Origin of the sequence: Acinetobacter sp. YH01020 (genome assembly GCF_013420275.1) — a bacterium.
Taxonomy (GTDB): domain Bacteria; phylum Pseudomonadota; class Gammaproteobacteria; order Pseudomonadales; family Moraxellaceae; genus Acinetobacter; species Acinetobacter amyesii.
On sequence record NZ_VOYN01000001.1, the window covers coordinates 136660 to 156492 of the forward strand.

Annotated in this window: 15 protein-coding genes; 6 read left to right on the forward strand and 9 right to left on the reverse strand. The window is 42.9% G+C overall.

The genetic code is table 11. The features are described 5' to 3' along the window. Positions 1-30 precede the first annotated feature (30 nt). From FTT85_RS00690 to FTT85_RS00715, 6 genes are all read left to right on the forward strand, one after another. On the forward strand, positions 31-3816 hold the full coding sequence (locus FTT85_RS00690; RefSeq protein WP_180182591.1) for an exodeoxyribonuclease V subunit gamma: 3786 nt from the start codon (positions 31-33) through the stop codon (positions 3814-3816). Continuing rightward, on the forward strand, positions 3813-7583 hold the full coding sequence (locus FTT85_RS00695; protein WP_180182592.1) for a UvrD-helicase domain-containing protein: 3771 nt from the start codon (positions 3813-3815) through the stop codon (positions 7581-7583). Before FTT85_RS00690 ends, FTT85_RS00695 begins: the two co-directional genes overlap by 4 nt. Before the next feature lie 194 nt (positions 7584-7777). Continuing rightward, positions 7778-9505 carry an exodeoxyribonuclease V subunit alpha gene (gene recD / locus FTT85_RS00700; protein ID WP_257222537.1) on the forward strand — a complete coding sequence of 576 codons (1728 nt, stop codon included), beginning with the start codon at positions 7778-7780 and terminating at the stop codon, positions 9503-9505. 853 nt (positions 9506-10358) lie between these two features. Beyond that, entirely contained in the window at positions 10359-10628 is a 270-nt protein-coding gene (rpsO, locus tag FTT85_RS00705) for a 30S ribosomal protein S15 (RefSeq protein ID WP_067761248.1), read from the forward strand. A gap of 273 nt (positions 10629-10901) precedes the next feature. Beyond that, positions 10902-12989: a polyribonucleotide nucleotidyltransferase gene (pnp, locus tag FTT85_RS00710; protein ID WP_180182633.1), complete on the forward strand. Its 2088-nt coding sequence runs from the start codon at positions 10902-10904 to the stop codon at positions 12987-12989. Positions 12990-13127: 138 nt separating this feature from the next. Then, entirely contained in the window at positions 13128-14396 is a 1269-nt protein-coding gene (locus FTT85_RS00715; protein ID WP_180182593.1) for a magnesium transporter CorA family protein, read from the forward strand. Positions 14397-14430: 34 nt separating this feature from the next. On the opposite strand, the gene FTT85_RS00720 is transcribed toward FTT85_RS00715, so the two are convergent. The 9 genes from FTT85_RS00720 to hslO form a co-directional block, all read right to left on the reverse strand. Then, positions 14431-14637 (reverse strand): DUF2147 domain-containing protein, encoded by a 207-nt coding sequence (locus FTT85_RS00720; protein WP_180066201.1) that lies wholly within the window; start codon positions 14635-14637, stop codon positions 14431-14433. A 28-nt stretch (positions 14638-14665) separates the two neighbouring features. Next, entirely contained in the window at positions 14666-14866 is a 201-nt protein-coding gene (locus tag FTT85_RS00725; RefSeq protein WP_180182594.1) for a hypothetical protein, read from the reverse strand. A gap of 184 nt (positions 14867-15050) precedes the next feature. Continuing rightward, positions 15051-15314 carry a YdcH family protein gene (locus FTT85_RS00730; RefSeq protein ID WP_180182595.1) on the reverse strand — a complete coding sequence of 88 codons (264 nt, stop codon included), beginning with the start codon at positions 15312-15314 and terminating at the stop codon, positions 15051-15053. Between the two features lie 81 nt (positions 15315-15395). After that, positions 15396-15734, reverse strand: coding sequence for a chaperone modulator CbpM (locus tag FTT85_RS00735; protein WP_111885626.1), 339 nt, complete (start codon positions 15732-15734; stop codon positions 15396-15398). Positions 15735-15744: 10 nt separating this feature from the next. Beyond that, the gene (locus FTT85_RS00740) at positions 15745-16707 is read right to left on the reverse strand and encodes a DnaJ C-terminal domain-containing protein (protein WP_180182596.1); all 963 of its coding nucleotides are present in this window, start codon (positions 16705-16707) and stop codon (positions 15745-15747) included. 141 nt (positions 16708-16848) lie between these two features. Continuing rightward, positions 16849-17313: a DUF2147 domain-containing protein gene (locus FTT85_RS00745; RefSeq protein WP_168377965.1), complete on the reverse strand. Its 465-nt coding sequence runs from the start codon at positions 17311-17313 to the stop codon at positions 16849-16851. Between the two features lie 188 nt (positions 17314-17501). Beyond that, positions 17502-17966 (reverse strand): DUF2147 domain-containing protein, encoded by a 465-nt coding sequence (locus FTT85_RS00750; protein WP_168377964.1) that lies wholly within the window; start codon positions 17964-17966, stop codon positions 17502-17504. A 284-nt stretch (positions 17967-18250) separates the two neighbouring features. Further along, the gene (locus FTT85_RS00755) at positions 18251-18703 is read right to left on the reverse strand and encodes a DUF2147 domain-containing protein (RefSeq protein WP_180041039.1); all 453 of its coding nucleotides are present in this window, start codon (positions 18701-18703) and stop codon (positions 18251-18253) included. 246 nt (positions 18704-18949) lie between these two features. Then, entirely contained in the window at positions 18950-19825 is an 876-nt protein-coding gene (hslO, locus tag FTT85_RS00760) for an Hsp33 family molecular chaperone HslO (RefSeq protein ID WP_078189788.1), read from the reverse strand. Positions 19826-19833: the final 8 nt, after the last annotated feature.

The window sequence follows — 19833 nt, forward strand, 5'->3', positions numbered from 1 at the left end:
AGTTGGTCACGCAGGCTGTATAGGTAATCCATGGCAATACATGTAATTCAAAGTCAACGAATCGAAGTTTTGGTGGATTGTCTAATCGAAAAATTGAAATCGAATCAATCGACCAATGCTTTGTCCGTCTTGCAAGAACGACATATCGTGGTGCCCGATCAAGCCATTGCTGCATGGTTAGAAAAACAAATTGCTGAAAAAATCAGTATTAGTGCCAATATTAAGCATCATCGTAAAATTTTAGGGTTGCAGTGGAAAGCCTACGATTGGGCCTTGCCGAATAAACAAGACCGAGAGCGGATTAAAGGTATCAACATGCCGCCGTTGATTATGCAATGGCGTATTTATAATGCTTTAGCGGTTTTTATTGCAGCTGATCAGTTTGATGCAGCACAGATTCCGACAGATGTTCAGCCCTTAGTTCAGCGTATTTTTGACAGCACAGCACAGCTCTCAGATCGAAAAAAACGTGAGCAAAAGCGGCAAGAAATGTTGTACTGGATCGCTGCTCAAGTCACTCGGCTTTTTACCAACTACATGGCCTTTCGTGGCAGTTGTATTCATACCCCAGATGAAGGTGTTGAGCACTGGGTTTGTCCACATTGCGATACTGACTGGCTAAAAGCGTGGAGTTATAACCAGCCGTTAAATATTATGCAACTTACAGGTCTGAAACCTGAACAAGCTGATGAATATCTACCGACTCAGGCTCGACAACTGGAGCATTGGCAGCGTTGGCTGTGGCATCAAGTATTCCAAAAAGACTTTAATGACCGTCAGGAAATAGACAATAAATTTTGGTTTGCCTTGGCGCATGCTGAGCAAAATCGGCAGCAGCAATTTGATTTGGATGCTGAGGATGATGAGCGCGATGATGATGAGCGTCACCAAACCTATAACGGTTTGCCCGAACAGATTTTCGTCTTTACGACCTTAGAATTACCCCCTGCACAACTGAAATTTTTATATCGCTTGGCAGCGTATACCGAAGTGCATCTGTTGTATTTCAACCCATCGCGTGAGTATTGGGCAGACATGGTCGATCCCGTATGGAAAGATCGTTATAACTTGAAATTACAACAGCGTTATATTGAGCGAAATCCCAATGTCAGCACGGCACAAATTCAGGCCTATCTGAGTACGACCAATGCGGAATTTCGTGAATCTCAGCATTCATTACTGACGCGTTTAGGTAAACGTGCGCGGGATAACTTTACATTATTGGTGAATATGTCTGGTGGCGAAGGTTGGGAAGATATTTTTCCAGACACCGAGCCGACAACGCTGCTCGCTCAAATTCAATATGACATCATGACCTTAGAAGAACCCAAGCAGCATCAATATGCACTCGCGGGTTCAGATGAATCGATTCAATTTCATGTCTGTCATTCTAGCCTGCGTCAATTAGAGGTTTTACGTGAGCAGTTGGTACATTGGTTGGCCGAGGGCACGGAACAGGAGCCACGCCATCCGAGTGATATCTTGGTCTTGGTGCCAAATTTAAAAGAGCTTGAACCGCATATTCGGACGGTCTTTTCGACGACTCGTGGCATGGGACGCAGTGCGGTGGATTTACCTTATATCCCAGTAAAAATTGCAGGGGTGGTCAGCCAAGATATTCAAAATGCATGGCAAGCTTTCGTTGGACGCATTGAAATTAGCCAAGGTCGTTTTACCGCAGAAGATTTTCATGATTGGCTGAATTTGAATGCGGTGCAAGAACTGTATCAGCTCGACCATGTGCAAATGGAACGTATGATGGAACTGCTGATTCAAGCTGGTTTCCGTCGTGGTTTAGACGAACAGCACATGTTGGCTTATTTGTCCGAGCAAGACCGAGATTATCGTTATACCTTTAAATTTGCATTAGACCGTTTAGCTTTAGGAATTGCGATACCACAACATGCCGTATTTGAGGACACCTTAAGTTTTGCAGGGGTGTCGAGTAGTGATTTTGAGTTGGTTCAAACTTTAATTCAGATCTACCGAGATATCAGTGCGCGTCGAGATTGGCTCAATCCGAATCTCAGCACACAGACTGTCAAAGTGTGGTTGCAACAATTAGATGCAGATTTAAAGCCTTTTGTGGAAGCCAGTGGTCGAGCATTTGAAACCATTCGCAGTGTGATGCGTGCGATGACGCAACGTCTGCATAATGCCCAAAGTGATAAAGTTGAGTCGCTCCCAAACAGCTTTAATTTGCCATTATCTTTGCTGCTCAAAGAAATACAACAAGGCATCGATAGCTCTGCCGATCAGATCGAACCGACAGGATCAGTGACCTTTGCGGACATGGGGAAAATCCGCCAAGTCCCATTTTCATTGGTGGTGTTAATGAACATGGATAGCGGCAAATTTCCGCGTCGTGATCAGCAAGTGCCTTTTGATTTGATGGATGTGTTTAAACCGGTTTTGGGTGATCGCTCACGTTTGGAAGATGATAAAGGTGCATTTCTAGATGCCTTATTATTTGCCCGACAGTCCTTGTGGATTTTCTATAATGGCTTTGATGTCAATGATGGTGAAAGTCGGGAGCCATCCTCTGTGATATATGAATTTAGCCAGTTCCTCGCACGGATGATTCAGCCGCAGCAATTGAACCAACCCCATGATGCCATGCTGGATTTGGATGGCTCACGCATTCCACAGCAGCTCGAGCCGCTATACCATATTTATCCTTTGCAGCCTTTTGACCCGATGGGTTTTCAGCAGTCGAAAAACTTACGATATAAAGATCAATGGTTTGCTGTGGCGGAACATATTTTAGATCAGTCGGGACAACGCCAATCGTGGATTAACCGTGATTATCCTGTGCATGATGAGCAAGAAGTACGGGTATTAGATGGTCAGGAATGGATTAAAGATGTGGTGTTTCCTGCCCGTGCATATTTGAAAACGCTTGGCGTGGCCAGTGTCTATACCGGTGACCAATTACCACAGCAAGAGCCTTTATTGCTCGACCGTTTACAGCAATATCATGTCCGTGACTTATTGCAAAAGCATTATGTGCAACCTGCCTCTCGTGTCCATCAAGCTGAGGATCAGAACTCTACGACTCCAACTGAACCGGATATAGCCTTGTTCCAAGATGTACTGCCTGTGGGACATAGTCAAATAGCGATTTGGAAGCTCAGTTTGCAAGAGCAGGCACAGTTATTAGAGCGTTTGGATGGACGCCGTGTAACCGCGACCACCTTACAAAACTTACAGCTTGAACCGCATTTGATACTGAGTATCACCGTGCCTGAAGACTCTCAGAGTATGCATTGGTTAAGCTGTATGGCGTCTGGGGCAAAGCCTAAGCGTCAGACGCAAACCTGGCTCGAATATCTGCTGTGGTTGAGCTATTTAGACTTAGGCGATGAGGGCGCGACGTATCGTCGTGAAGTGATTTGTAATGATAAAAGCATAGTCTGTTGTGGATTAAGCTCTGCACAAGCCAAGCTGCAGCTCAGTGAATGGGTGGCGATGTGGAAACATGCACAAAAACGTCCTGTGGTGCTGCCTGCTGCCTTAATTCGCCAAGAAAAATGCACTTGGGTGGAGAATGAAACAGGCCAGCTCATGCCAGATAATTTTGCAAAGCTTCAAGAGGAATGGCTGAAAAATCATAGTTTTGGTGGAGTGGAGTTGGAGTCGAATGAAGCCAATAGCCACCATCGTGATTGGAGCTTTATTTTACAGCAACAAGCGGCAGATGAGCTTCTGGCATTGTCCTGTCGTTATTATGCAGAACGTTTATATCATGTGATGGATACCGAGGCGGATGACGGCCTAAAAAAACTCAATGTCATCAAGCCTGAGGTGAAAAAATGAATATGCCACAGCAAACGATGAAAATATCCACCAACCCGATTGCAGACATGAGCTTTACCGGACTGCACTGGATTGAAGCCTCGGCGGGTACAGGAAAAACCTATACGCTTTCCAGTCTGATGGTGCGGATTTTTCTCGATCGCTATATGCCGAATCAGGTCATTGCCACCACTTTCACCCGTAAAGCCACAGCGGAACTCAAAGCGCGGGTACGACTGCGGATTGAAGAAACCCGTGGCTTTGTTAATGGCCTGCTCGCGGCATCTCAAGATGAGTTGGCCGAACTTCAGCAAAGTTTGAGCGACCCTTTGTATCAGCAAGTGCTGAAAGATCATGGGCATCACTTAGAATATGCGTACAATCGTCTGAACGTGGTCTTACAACAATATGAAGAACTCTTTGTCGGAACTTTAGACAGCTTTAGTCAAAAGTTATTACGTGAATTTGCCTTTGAAAGTGGTCGTATTGAACAGGTGCAAATCAGTGATGATGAAGACCTGCATATTGAACGGATCATTCATGATTTATTAAGAGATTGGATTCAGCAGCAGCCTGCGCATTTGATTGAATATTTGATGTTGAATCATCAGTTGAAAGGTCCTGAATACTATCTTAGTGTAGTAAAGGAAAGTCTAAATTTCCCATCGGTGGATTTGCGCGTCCCTGAATTACCCGAAAATGCTTTGGCGCATTTTGAAGCGATGTGTCATCAGCTTGCGCAGATGCTGCCTGCCGCTCGTGTAGAGCTTGCAGCGTGTTTTGATGCCGCAAGTCATTATAAGAACCTTGTCGACGCTCGACGTTTTAATAAAGGGGCATTCTTTGTCACTTTTAATGCACGCATTCCCGAGTTTTTACAGCACTTTGAAGCAGCGGGTAGCCAAGGGGTTTTGACTCAGTCCGATGTGTTACAACAGACAATGAAAGCCATTCGTTCATTGTTTTATGATCCGAATAAAACTGAATTTAAGCCACGTGTCTTTAAAGACAAAGTCGTTGAAGAACAGCCGGATATCTCAAAAGAATTTTATCAACATGCTTTTGTTCAACAACTCCGAGCGGTGCTCAGCGCTTATGAACATATCAATCAAGCAGAACAATATCTAAATTTTTATTTGGCGCAGGAAGTTAAAAAGCGTTTGCCTCAAGTGTTGTCCCACGCTGGGGAAACCACCTTTTCACAACAAATTCGGACCTTATCGGAAGCCTTACAGCAAAGCTCAGCCGCAGGGAAAGACAGTTTTGCTGCTCATGTTTTAGCACGATATCCGCTGATTTTAGTCGATGAATTTCAAGATACCAACCAAGATCAAGATGACATGCTGTCTAGCATTTGGCGGGTCAAGGAGCGCTTACATCAGGGCTGTATGATTATGGTCGGCGACCCGAAACAGGCGATTTATGGGTTCCGTGGCGGTGACATGCTGACCTATCGTAAAGCGCGTCATGATATTCAAGCCAAGGGTGGGCGTTGTTATACCTTGAACAAAAACCATCGTTCAGTCAAAAACTTGGTTGAAGTGGTGGATGCCTTGTTTCATCGGCAAATGGACTTTGGTGAGCAAGTTGAATACACCCCGATTCAAGCAGGTGAGCGTGAGCATCCGCCGCTGATTGATCATGAGCAAGTCAATCCACAACCGCTGCGTTGGTTGGCTTTGGATGAAACGCTAAATGAAGCAGAGCAAGTGGCTTGGCAGATTCAGTCCTTGCTCAACCAAGCTCAGCAAGGACATTTATATTTTCAAGACAATAATACCCAGCGAGCACTGACAGCAAACGATATTGCGGTCTTGGGGCAAAACCATTTCGACTTAGAGCAAGTGCAACAATGTTTATTGCAACTGGGTGTTCCTTGTTATAAAGCATCACGGGACAGCGTCTATAAAAGTTCCGTCGCACAAGACGTTGCCGCTTTGCTGACCGCAATTTTAAATCCTTATCAAGAAGCCAAGGTGAAACGTGCGCTACTGAGCCGTTTATTGGGTTTTGATCTGAAACAATTGGTCGCACTCGAACAGCAAGCGGATGGACTGAGTGAAATCATCGAAAAACTCGAACAGGTCCGACAAATTTGGAATGAGCAAGGATTCCGCAGCGCGTGGAATAGCTGTATGACGGTCTTTCAGGTGTGGACGCGGTTGGTGGCTGGACAAAGTCGAGATAATGAACGCACAGTGGTGAATTTACGCCATATCGCAGAATTATTAAGTCAGCAAAGTGAACACTACACCGGTGCGCATAAGCTCTATCAATGGTTTATTCGCCAAATCAATTTAGGCATCAATAATGAAAGCACCCAAGAGCGAAAATTGACCGGGCAATTGGGGGTGCAACTGATGACGATTCATGCATCCAAAGGCTTAGAGTTTGGTTGTGTGTTTTTATTGGGAGCAAATGCGGGCTTAAGTGAAAAAGGCAATTTGAATTTTTCCCTTAAAGACAATCAGCAAAAAAGCCTTGGGTTAGAACGTGTGATTGCCGTGAAGTCTTCGGACTTACCCGAAGATGATATTCAACAAAATGATGCGCGCAATGAAGCAGAGCATCATCGCTTGTGGTACGTGGCGTTGACCCGTGCCAGTTATCGTGTCTATGCCGTGCTACGTCATCATGAAGTAGAAAAGAAACAAATGGCAGAAGCGCGTTCAGGACTGACTTTTTGGCGTGGAAGCGAACCTGATCTGTTCCAACATGCAGAAAGTGTGGATGCTGATGTTTTGCGTGCAGCACCACCAATTTTGACTCAGACTCAGGTTGAAACTGTTGTATTAGACGCGGAAGAAATTCCCAACAGCCATTTTTATCCACGGGAAACCACCAGTTTTACCGCGCTCACGCGTACGGCACATAAGACACATATACAACGTGACCAACTGGCAGCGGCAATGAACGAACAGGAAGACAGTGCTGCCGATGAAGTTGAACAGCTTGAAATCGTTGAAGCAGAAACGGCAGAGAAAATAAGCTGGATTAAACGGCATTTTCCAAAGGGAACCAAGCCCGGAAGTTTCTTGCATAAATTGATGGAAAAAGTTCGATTTAGCACCCCAGAAGAGAAGTTGGCCAAAGCCATCGCATCACGTTTTCATAGTGATGTTGAGTTTGATTCGCCGCAAATGTTGCAAAACTTAATGAAACAGTTCGGGCAAACGGCAAACCCTGAGCAAGATGAAGCTGAACTGATTGAAGAAATGCGGGAATGGTACAGTCAAATTATTCATACACCATTGCATGATGGTTTTAGCTTGCATCAGTTAAACGATGGCGAATATCGTTCGGAAATGGATTTTCATTTGAGTATGGCAGATCGTGCATTGGCGATACGTAAAATACGCATGCTATTTGAAAGCCTAAAAGAGCCAGATTTACAAATACAAGATTTGAATGATGTGTTTACAGCACGCTATCTGACGGGGTCGATTGACTTGGTGTATTTTGATGGTCAGCGCTATCACATTGCCGATTATAAAAGTAATTTCTTAGGCGATCAGACCGCACATTATGATCATGCCTATATTCGAGAAAGTATGAGTCATTCCAGTTACTGGTTGCAGGCTGCATTATATTTGGTGGCCCTGCATCGTTATTTGAAAGCCGTGATGAAAGACTATGATATGACGCAGCATTTGGGTGGGGCGAGTTATCTGTATCTTCGTGGTATGGATGGACAGTCCGATCGTGGAGTATATCACTGGAAGCCGGCGGATACATTCATTCAAAACCTCGATGCAATATTGAGCGAAAAGGTTGTGGCTAAAACGTGAAAAAGCACGAAAAAGATAAAAATATTTACGCTGAAACAATAAGTTGCATTGTGGATAAGTTTGAGGATAACTGTGTGGAAAATGATCAAAAAGCCTTATCAGCACAGCCTTTGCACGCGAGACAAGAAAATACTGTAGAAAAACAGGTTTTAGTTCCCCAAAATACCCAAGAAAAAGCTGATTTAGATGCGGTTTTGCCGGATTGGATTGACTATTTAATCCAACATTATTTACCCAATCAGGCCAGTCATCCTGCTGCAAATCAGTTAATTCAACAATTGATGCAAGCCGTGGAAAAAGGCGATAGTTGTATTTTGGCCGAAGATGCGCAGATTCAATGTTTGGCTCAGATGGTTCAGCATGAGCAAGCTGAAAAAACACCTGTTGCGCCTTTTATTTTTGATTCACAGCGACTTTATCTTTATCGCTATTGGGCATTAGAAAATGCTTTAGCCAAGCAAGTTGCACGTTTAAAACAGCAAACAGAGCAAAATCTCAATCAAACGCAGATGCTTAATATCGAAAAGGATTTACTGACCGATCCCCATCAGATCCAAGCACTGCACATGGTGTGTCAGCACAATTTTAATATCATTACCGGTGGGCCTGGGACAGGTAAAACCTATACCTTGGCTCGGATTATTGCCGTGTTGAATGAGCAAAATCCAAATTTAAGAATTGCGATGGCAGCGCCGACAGGAAAAGCGGCGCAGCGAATGGAAGAAGCCTTACAAGCAGCGTTTAAAGATCCTGCATTGCAGCATTATTCGATTATTCACAAACATTTGAAACCCGTAACTTTGCATCGTCTATTGGGTTTAGGGACGCGCGCTATCCCGCGGTTTAATGAGCGCCAACGCTTACCCTATGACGTCATTGTGGTCGATGAAGCCTCTATGTTGGACTTAAGTTTGGCGCAGATGCTATTCGCGGCAATCCCTCAGAACAGTAAGCTGATTCTCTTAGGGGATGCAGAACAGTTGGCTTCGGTCGATGTTGGCGCTGTTTTGGCCAACCTTCAGGATGTCGATGCCTTACAAGCCAACCGTACCCATTTACAGACCAGCCGCCGTTTTGTACAGGGTGCAGCCATTGGTGAGTTTGCTCGTTTTATTCAACAACAAGAACAACAGCAAACAACCACTGAAGTTCTGGCGAAATTCGAACATCAGGTGGTATCTGCATCCGAACTTCAGCCGATTCAACTGACACCGAATATGAGCGATGTGATTCAGTTGCAATATCTCCCCGACGCTACGAACAGTGCGGCACATTGGGCAAAATATTATGATCAACTAATGTATGGTTTTCAGCCCTATGTGGCATGGTTAAAACAATGGCCAGAGCAACCCGCTGAATATGCAAATTGGTCAGCCCAATTGATTCGCTATTTTGATGATTATCGGATTCTATCGGCCATTCGACATGGAAAATTAGGCTTACACGAACTCAATCAGCAGATTGAACTTCGGGTCTTAAATACCTTGGGTGTGTTGAAACAAGGGGATTGGTATGTCGGTCGTCCAGTCATGATGACCTATAACGATTATCAACTTGGACTATCAAATGGTGATATCGGGATTTGCTTAAAACGACCGATGACGGAAAAGTCGCAGTTTGAGGTTTATTTTCCAAGTTTGGATAAATGGGTGGTGGCAACACGGTTACCTAAAAGTATAGAAACCGCCTATGCCTTGACCATACATAAGTCTCAAGGTTCTGAATTTACCCATACGGCGGTAGTTTTGGAAAATCATGCTACCGAAATGATGAGTAAAGAGCTGATTTATACCGCCATCACTCGTGCCAAAAAAGTGGTGAGTTTGCTTGTTGCAAAAGATGCATTGGCAAAAGCGCTTATAAAAAGAACAGCGCGAGTTAGTGGTCTGTTAGAAAAAATTAACAATCACCTACCTTTGTAAAGCCTAGGCAAAATGTACCGTATTTTGTAAGAAATGGCTTACATCGATTCAGGAGATTTGCGCATAGAGCTTTTTAGAGCTTTTTGAGAAGATGACTTCACAGAAAAAGAACTCAACACGGATGGTTGAGTAAAATCGCAAAAGTATAAGAATAACGTCAAAAGACAGCGAACTTACAGTGAAGTAAGGAAATAGGAAACTTACAGCCGCTAAGCCTTGTAGTTTTGGGAGAGACTACAGGGCTTTTTTATGTCTGGAAAATAAGAAATGCCTATACGCTGTAACAGAAAAGAAATAGAGCTTAACTGATGTACGAAAAAGCTTACATATAGATACGAAAAATACGACTTTTATCTAATAGCCGTTGTGGCAAAATCTACCACATAAGGAAGTGCAAGTTAAAACATGGAATGTTTGACATAAGGACGCGGAAAAGCGCCACATAAAACAATAACTAAAAAAGAAGAAACTACAGCGCAAAAAAGCCCGAGCCTAGCTCGGGCTTTTTTTTAATCATTCCACTTTGAGTTTTGCATGCTAAACATCGAGTGGCAAAATATATCAAAAAATCAGTTTAAAATTCATTCAATGACATCGCATTCAACATGTTAGAAATATGCGGTTTTGTGTCGCATAAAGTATCGAAACATATAAAAAATTTATAATGGAATCGATGTGAAAAAAAAGGCGCTATTATCGTCATGAAAACCTGACGAAGTCGGCCATCTCTTTTTGCAATTGGGACGATTTTCCCTTAATATAATGCACTTGCTGTAGTGATGCACGGCAGTCAGCTGATTTATCAGTTGATTCGTATCAAAAGTTAACTTTATAAGCATCTCGGAGAAATCGAATGGCTTTAACAAACGCAGATCGCGCAGAGATCATTGCAAAATTCGCTCGCGCTGAAAACGACACTGGTTCACCAGAAGTTCAAGTAGCTCTTTTAACTGCTCAAATCAATGATTTACAAGGTCACTTCAAAGAGCACAAACACGACCACCATAGCCGTCGCGGTCTTATTCGTATGGTTAACCAACGTCGTAAGCTTCTTGACTACCTTAAAGGTAAAGACGCTACTCGTTACAGCGCATTGATTGCTGCTTTAGGTTTACGTCGTTAATTCGATTTAAACTTTTATTTTCGGACTATTGCATGCTTAGTGCTGTATTACTGAAAACTAAAGTCTATCCAACCTTGGTTGGATAATGGGGAAGGGGCGATGATTCGCTCCTTCTTTGTGTCTTAAATTAGTATTTTAAATTAATGTTTTTAATCTCTAGTGAGGTCGGCTTCTAAGCTTTGTCATTTATGTTACAGCGTTTGGGGCGTTGAATGAATGCCAAACCTTAGGGGTCTCCACTAGAATAAAATCAGGAAAAAATAAAACATGTCGATGTTTAATATTATTCGTAAAGAATTCCAATATGGTCAGCATCAAGTTGTCCTAGAAACAGGTCGTATTGCGCGTCAAGCGAACACTGTAATCATCACTATGGGTGGTGTACAAGTTCTTGTTGCTGTTGTTGCTCAGCCAACAGCGAAAGCAGGTCAAGACTTCTTCCCATTGACTGTTAACTACCAAGAAAAACAATATGCTGCAGGTCGTATTCCGGGTGGTTATGGTAAACGTGAAGGCCGTGCGTCTGAAGCTGAAACGCTTATTTCACGCTTAATTGACCGTCCAATTCGTCCATTGTTCCCAGAAGGTTACTACAACGAAATCCAAGTGACTGCGACTGTTATTTCTTCTGACAAAACGATGGATGCTGACATTGCTGCAATGTTAGGTACATCTGCTGCACTTGCAATTGCGGGTACGCCTTTCCGTGGTCCAATCGGTGGTGCGCGCGTTGGTTTAATCAACGGTGAATACATCCTTAACCCGAACCACGAACAGCTTAAAGAATCTGACCTTGACCTTGTGGTTGCAGGTACAGAATCTGCAGTATTGATGGTTGAATCAGAAGCGAAAGAACTTTCTGAAGACCAAATGCTTGGCGCTGTATTGTTCGGTCATGACGAAATGCAAATCGCGATCCAAGCGATTAAAGAATTTGCTGCGGCTGCTGGTGCAACAGAGTCTACTTGGACTGCACCTGCGAAAAACGAAGACCTTCGTGCAAAATTAAAAGAAGCGTTTGAAGCGAAAATCTCTGAAGCATACACAATCGCTGTTAAACACGATCGTTATGCAGCACTTGATGCGCTTCAAGCTGAAGCTGTTGCTCAATTCGTTCCAGAAGATGACGTTGATGGTATCGCTGACGACTTAGCTGAATTATTCGAAGACCTGAAATACCGTACAGTACGTGACAACATCTTGTCAGGTAAGCCACGTATTGATGGCCGTGATACGAAAACAGTTCGTGCGCTTGACGTACAAGTTGGTGTATTAGACCGTGCTCACGGTTCTGCATTATTTACACGTGGTGAAACTCAGGCGTTGGTAACAACAACTTTGGGTAATACGCGTGATGCGTTAATGGTAGATACATTAGCGGGTACAAAAACTGACAACTTCATGTTGCACTACAACTTCCCTGCATACTCTGTAGGTGAAACTGGTCGTGAATCTGGTCCTAAACGTCGTGAAATCGGTCACGGTCGTCTAGCGCGTCGTGGTGTTCAAGCTGTACTTCCTGCAGCTGACCGCTTCCCGTACGTGATCCGTATCGTATCGGACATCACTGAATCTAACGGTTCATCTTCAATGGCTTCTGTATGTGGTGCTTCTCTATCACTTATGGACGCAGGTGTTCCACTTAAAGCGCCAGTTGCTGGTATTGCGATGGGTCTTGTGAAAGAAGGCGAACGTTTCGCAGTGCTTTCTGACATCTTGGGTGATGAAGACCACCTTGGTGATATGGACTTTAAAGTAGCCGGTTCTGCAAACGGTATTACTGCACTTCAAATGGACATCAAGATCGAAGGTATTACTGAAGAGATCATGGAAGTTGCATTAAACCAAGCGTATGCAGGTCGTATGCACATCTTAAATGCAATGAACCAAGTAATTTCACGCGCTCGTCCTGAAATCTCTATGCACGCGCCTACATTCCAAGTGATCAACATCAACCCTGATAAGATCCGTGATGTGATTGGTAAAGGTGGCGCAACGATTCGTGCGATCACTGAAGAAACTAAAGCAGCAATCGATATCGAAGATAACGGTACAGTTCGCGTATTTGGTGAAACTAAAGCGGCTGCTTCAGCTGCTGTTGCGAAAATCCAAGCGCTTACTGCTGAAATCGAACCAGGTACAATCTACACTGGTAAAGTGATTCGTATCGTTGAATTTGGTGCGTTTGTAAACATCCTTCCAGGTACTGATGGCTTACTTCATATCTCTCAAATTTCTAACGAACGCATTGCGAACGTTTCAGACGTATTATCTGAAGGTCAAGAGATCAAAGTACAAGTTGCTGATGTCGACAACCGCGGTCGTATCAAATTAACCATGAAAGACATCGAACAAGCTTAATGGTTTGTTGATTCACAAGGTTTCGGCTCTGTGAATGGATTCTAAAAAGCCTTGAGTGCAGTCAGAGTATGAACTTTGACTTGCTCAAGGCTTTTTTTATGGCATCATGCAAAAAGTAAACACAATAATAAATGAGATATGCAAACCTATTATTTTTTTCAGCATCCAACAGCGGCGCATATCTATGTGCAAGACCAAGCGCAATGTGAGCATCATCCTGAACTTGAGCCTGAGTTTATTTGGATTGATTGTACCCGTGAAGATGTCGTCAACCGTCCAGAGCAATGGCAGAGTGATATTTTTCAGGCATCAGATCTACGGGTAAATGAATACCATCTGCGGGATATTTTAAATTTAGAGCATCCTTGTGCTTTTGACACACTCGATGATTATGATTTATTAATTTTTAGAAAAATGGTCACACCCGATGACCAAATTGTTGCAGGTGCAGAAGCTCTTGAAAAGCATGAGCGGGTCTTTGGTTTGGCGACCACCCCGATCAGTTTTTTGATCACGCCCCAAGTGCTGATCACGGTGCGCGAAAAAGGCAACAAAGCCATTGAAAGTTATATCCAACGGATTGAAACTTTAATTTCTCGTCCGATTGATGAACAAAATAAACCACGAAAATTAGCCATTACACCCTTAGATTTGGCATTGCGCTTACTGAATAATATGGTAGATGGATACTTGGATTTACGTGTTCCTTTGACCCGCCGTGTCGAGTTTTGGCAGCGTGAATTGCTGCAAGGGCATCGGCGTTTTACCAAGTGGCATCAGCTGCTGCAGGAAAATATGGCTTTTCAGCAAGTGGAAAATTTGTGTGAAGAGCAAATTGAAGCCTTGCAAGAACTGCGTGATGAAGTTGTAGATAATTACCCACATTTGAAAGGCAAAAAGCGCAGTGAAAAGCAGGATATCATGCTGGTTCGGGTAGATGATTTAAGCAGTCATATCGAACGCATTCAAAAACACACCACACGATTACGCAGTGCTGTGCAGGCCGCCATTGATCTGCATTTTTCAGCCGTTGCTAACCAAACCAATGAAAATATGCGGATTCTGGCGATTATTACGGCAATTTTCGCACCATTAACCTTATTAACCGGTATATACGGTATGAACTTTGAGTTTATTCCGGGACTCAAATCGCCAACCGGTTTTTGGATCATGCTCGGCATCATGCTGATGACCACGATTTTACTACTGTATTATTTTTATCGACGGCATTTGGTCGGGCGCGGTGAAAAAAGCGTGATTGATATGTTGGCACAGCAGCACGGCGATCAACACATGAATCTGTTTTGGTTTATGGATTATGAACCAATCAAACAGACGGTGAAGGGCACAGTTAAAGGTACGGTTAAAACCATGAAAGAAATTGAGAAGCTGACGAAACTCAAATAGTTCGCGTCAGTTTCTCTGATGGGGGGGTTAGTTGCTAATCATTACGAATCCATGTGGTACTACGTCCGAGTGCAGACACGCCAATATAGCCGCGCATGGTTAAACGTTTGCCATTTGCACTCAGCTTGCCTTTGCCTTTATAGACATTGCCCGAGAGGGGATCCAGCACGGTTCCATTGCTATATTGATTTGGATGTTGTGGGTCTGGTTTAAATTCCTTGATAATTTCGGAACCTATCAAAACCCATTTTTGAGTTTGCCATTACATTTTAAGCATACTTCAACCAAGGGTTTGTACGGCAATGGGCATATTGCAGTGAGTGTTCCACTATACGTCCCGTCGGCATTTTTAACGACGGTGACATCGCCGCGTGAATATCCTGTTTGGTCATCCATGGTTTTTCAAATACTCGTTTATCACTGGCATGTAATAGACTACTGAAACTGAGTAATGCCACCCAATAGGACATGATGCATGTGCATGATGAATCCTTTGTCATGATGTAATTGTTTTACATTTTGTTTTTTAAAGAATCTGCAGTACAACGCGATTTGACCGATCCTTATGGTCTTAGTAATTCAATTGCGTAGCCTCGTGGGTTGTACTGCGAACGACATGCATCATGAAAAATCCCCTATACATGAATCGATATCTCAAGAGATATCATCATTTTCATTACTTTTCAGTAAGCGATAAATTTCATCTTTTAGCTTTAATTTCTTACGCTTAATGGTCTCAATATCTGTGTTGTAGTGATTAACAGGATCTAATTCCAATTGAATGATTTCGCGATCTAACTCATCATGTTCTTCAAAGATCCGTGCAAAATATGGATTTTCATCACGTAACTGAGAGACCAAATCACGGTACTCAGGAAACATGTTTTTGACTTTTTTATTGCAATCTCGTGTTTTCATGGTTGTCGATCACTTCCTCTACAAGACAAACTCTACAAGAAAAGAAAAACGCCCTGCGAGGCAGAGCGTTCATGATTACATTTAATGTGAATGAAACTGTTGGTGTTTGACTTGACGACGTAGTTGTTGAACTTCGTCAATTAAATCAAGCATCATAGCGACCGCAGTAAAACTGGCATCGAAATCTCGTTGAAGCCGATAGGCACGCCGTGCGCGAGATATATCATCGCCAAAAAATTGATGAATCCTGTCTTCTGAACGGCTAGGCAGAATATCGTATTCGAGTAGTTGCAGAACCCATTCTGGACTTTGCCCACAGGCAGAGGCAAAGTGTTGTAGATCAAAACTACTTTTTTCGTCTACGATTTCAGTCTGTTTACATCCGTCACAGACAATTTCACGATAATGAATTGTTGTCATGGTGCTCTCCTTAAGACTGTCGTGGATTAAATGACGGAAAAGCTTGAGCAAAAGCCGCATATGCTTGTTGCTCTTGTTCGGTTTGTGCAGCTGGTATCTGTATATTTAAAATCAGGTAAAGGTGTCCGGGTGTTTTATTTGGTATCCCTTTGTCCTTTAATCGTAGCTGCTGACCAGTACGTGCATTTTTAGGAATTTGTAGTTCTAATGTTTTGCCATCAGGACTGGTAAATGCAATTTTTTGACCCAATGCGGCTTCCCATGGACTGATATTCAGTTGTTGGAAAATATCAACGCCTTCTACACGGGTTTGCTCAGTTTGTTTATACAAAATTTCAATGTATAAATCGCCGGCGGCTCCACCGTTATAGCCAGCTTGCCCTTGGCCGGAGAGTCGAATTTGTTGACCTGATTTCATACCTGCAGGAATTTTGACTTGCAGGGTTTTGCGTTGGACTTCAGGCTCACCATGGGCGTTGAGGCTTGGAATCTGTAAGGTGATATTCTGCGTTGCACCATGAAATGCGATTTCTAAATCCACTTCTAAACTGGCGTGTTGGTCTTCACCACAGAAGCTCTTGGTTTGGCGGTTTGCACGTTGATACTGATAGTCACCGCCACCAAAGCCTTGCCCAAAACGACCAAACAAGTCTTCAAATCCACTAAAGTTCGCATGCTGACCATCACTCGTCGATTGGCGATAAAACTGAGATTGGTCAAAACCACCTTGGTTGCCAGCATTAAACCCAGCAAATCCTTGAGGATGATCGAGTTCAAAATCGTATTGTTTTTTCTTTTCGGCATCACTCAAGGTGTCGTATGCAACATTAATCGCTTGCATGCGCGCTTCAGCATCAGCTTCTTTACTGACGTCAGGGTGATATTTACGCGCCAATTTTCGATAGGCTTTTTTAATTTGATCTGCCGAAGCATCTCTGGCGATCCCTAAAGTTTGATAGTGATTGTCTGGCATACTCTCTGTATAAATATTGATTATGTTTTAATCAATATAGAAGGGTTCATCAAACTGTCATAGGGGCAAACTGCAGCTTATTGTTTCAAAACATGACAATAAAAAAGCCTCACGAGGAGGCTTTTAAAAACACATTTAAAATTAGTATTTTATCCAAGTGACACTACGACCAATCACAGATACACCAACATACCCACGTATAGTTAAATGTTTTCCTGAAGCACTAAGTCTTGCTTTGCCTTTATAGATTTTTCCACCAATCGGGTCCAGAACTTTACCGTTTTGGAATTCACGTGGATTTTTTGGATCTTGTTTAAAGTCCCAAATAAATGGCAAGCCGATAAAAGGTTTATTTTTCAATTCACCTGGGCAGTTCGAGCAGACGCCCATTTTTTCAGTGCCAGGGACATTGCGTGTGGTGACAATGATGCCTTCATAGCTTCCATCGGCTTTTTTGCGAATTTCAACGTCTGCACGTGAATATCCGGTGCGGTCATCGACAGTTTTCCACTTACCCACTAGCGGATCGGTTTCCGCAGCGATTGACAATCCTGACAAAGTGCTAAGTACTATTCCGGCAAATAATTGTTGATATATTTTTTTCATTTCATCCCCTGAAAATTCAGAATTGTGTTTTTAGAGTAAGTTGCCTAATTTATATATAAAGCCCTACAAAATCAATGTGATGGTTTGTGATGTATTTGGCAGATTTTTTTAAAACACTGCTTTAATATGGAGTTTTTACTCTAATTTTTAAGTTAAAAAAGGCCTTTAATGATTTAAAGGCCTCGTGCTTAGTTTTTGACCCAAGTGACATTGCGTCCAATTGCAGAGCCTTCAGTACGACCATTGATGATCAAATGCTTGCCATTATTCATCAAACGAGCGCGTGCATTGTAGTGCTTGCCTGATTTGGGATCGAGCATCACTCCACCCACAAATTCATTGGGCTTTTCTGGATCAGCGCTTAAGCCGCTTAAAGTGGTTAAACCGACCATGGGTTTATTTTTCTGAGCACCGGTGCATTGCGTGCATGTCGAAACATTTGCTGTTCCGGGTACGCTTCGGCTTTGGATAATGGTGGCCGAATACAGGTCATGCTTATCTTTGCGAATCACCACATCGGCAAGGGAATATCCTGTTCGATCATCAATGGTTTTCCATGTCCCCACTAAGGGGTCAATCGCTGCAAAAGCAGAGGATAAACTGCAGATGGAGAACATGCCGAACAGGATAGAAGGGAGGAATTTAACAGCCATATAATTACCCACATTACACAAAAAGCGGATGCCTAAAACTTAAAGGCATAAAAATATTATGGGTTTAATGTAGCCTGAAATAATATGAATATTCTAGTGATTTTTTAAGAATTGGTATTTATATTTTGAGCCAAAACATGAACGAGTTGGCGCTAAATGAGGTTTATGCTGAACGTCTACGCACTAGTAAAATAGTCGGAATTCATCTCAAAGTAGATTATTATCGGCATGATGAACTCGTCTGGAGTTGAGTTCATCATGCCAATGAAAGCCAAATGGCGACTTTAGTTGACGCGGATCCAAGATACCGTCCGGCCGAGAAGCGTGGTTCCAACATAACCTCGAAGTGTCAGGACATTGCCGCGCGCATTCAATTGCCCTTTACCTTGATAAGTATTGCCTGAAAGTGGGTCGATCACCTTGCCATCGGTGTACGCATTCTCTTTTGCATTATGTTTAAAGCCAGAGAATATCGGTAAACCAATTAAGGGTGCATTTTTGAGTTTACCTTCGCATTTTTCACAAATCGTGGTGACAGGGCGGTTGGGGATGGCATGCACTTTGGTGATTTTACCGCTATAGCTGCCGTCTTTTAATTTAGTGATTTGGACTTCAGCACGAGCATAGCCTGTTTTGTCATCTATGGTTTTCCATGTCCCGACGAGGTCTGCTGCATGTGCTGTCATTGGGCCAAAGTAGAACATGGCTAAAGCAATAGCGAGTGTTTTGAGTTTCATAATTTATCCAGTTTTTTTTACATTATTTTTCAATTAAAAATAAAGCTTTGTTGGTTTTTTTGACTTTATTTCTGGCGCGATTCTACTCGAAAAAAAATTGATCGCAAATACAGCTGATCATGTTGATGCTTTATAGTTCGAACCCATTCGACTAAGCGCAAGAAAGTAGTAGGTCTAAATTTTATCGGGACAATAAAAAAGCACCCCGAAGGATGCTTAGATTTAGGCTTTTAATCATGCAATGATTTAGCTAAGGTGTTGACCAAAAAGGGATAAAGCTTCTTCTGCCGTAAAGGTATATTTTGTATTACAGAATTGGCAGTCCATTTCAATTGGGTTTTGAAACTCTAAGGTTTCACGAACTGCAGCAACACCAATTTGTTCAAGTGCTGTCGCACAGCGTTCTTTTGAACATGTGCAGCCAAATTTTAAGGCTTCAGTTTCAGGTAGACGAACTTCTTCTTCGTTATATAAACGATATAAAATTTCGTTTGCAGATAAAGACGTTAACTCTTCTGCTTTTAATGTCTCGGTCAGCATGGTTAAACGTGGCCATAGATCTTCATCGACACGGCGTTGTTCTTCTTCGCTATTCCGAGGTAATAACTGGATCAGTAAACCACCTGAACGGCTGTTGCTGCTTGCTAAGACGATGCGTGTCGGGATCTGTGCAGATAGATCATAATATTGCATCAAGCAACCCGCTAAAGTCGGTTTGTCTAAAGGTACAATCCCTTGATAACGCTCACCAAATTCAGGCTCGATATTAATGAAAAGTACTGGGTTTACCAAGGCTTTCAGTACCGTGCTGCTGTCTTCAGCGGTTTGAAAGTGCGGGTCTTCTTCATAATCTGCAAGTGCGCGAACTTCACCGAGATGATTACATTCCGCCATTGCCCATTTAAAAGTGCCTGCAGCCTGAATTTGTAAGCTAATACGACCTTTAATTTTTAAGGTGCTGGCCAACAAGGCAGTCGCGCTGAGCATTTCACCCAAGAGAATTTGTACAGCAGGTGCATAGTCACGCTGTGCAAGAATCGTTTGTAGGGCTTCTTCAAGATGAACCACTTCTCCACGAACAGGGCTATCTTCAATAAAAAAGCGTTGGCGTAAATCTGACATAAAATTCT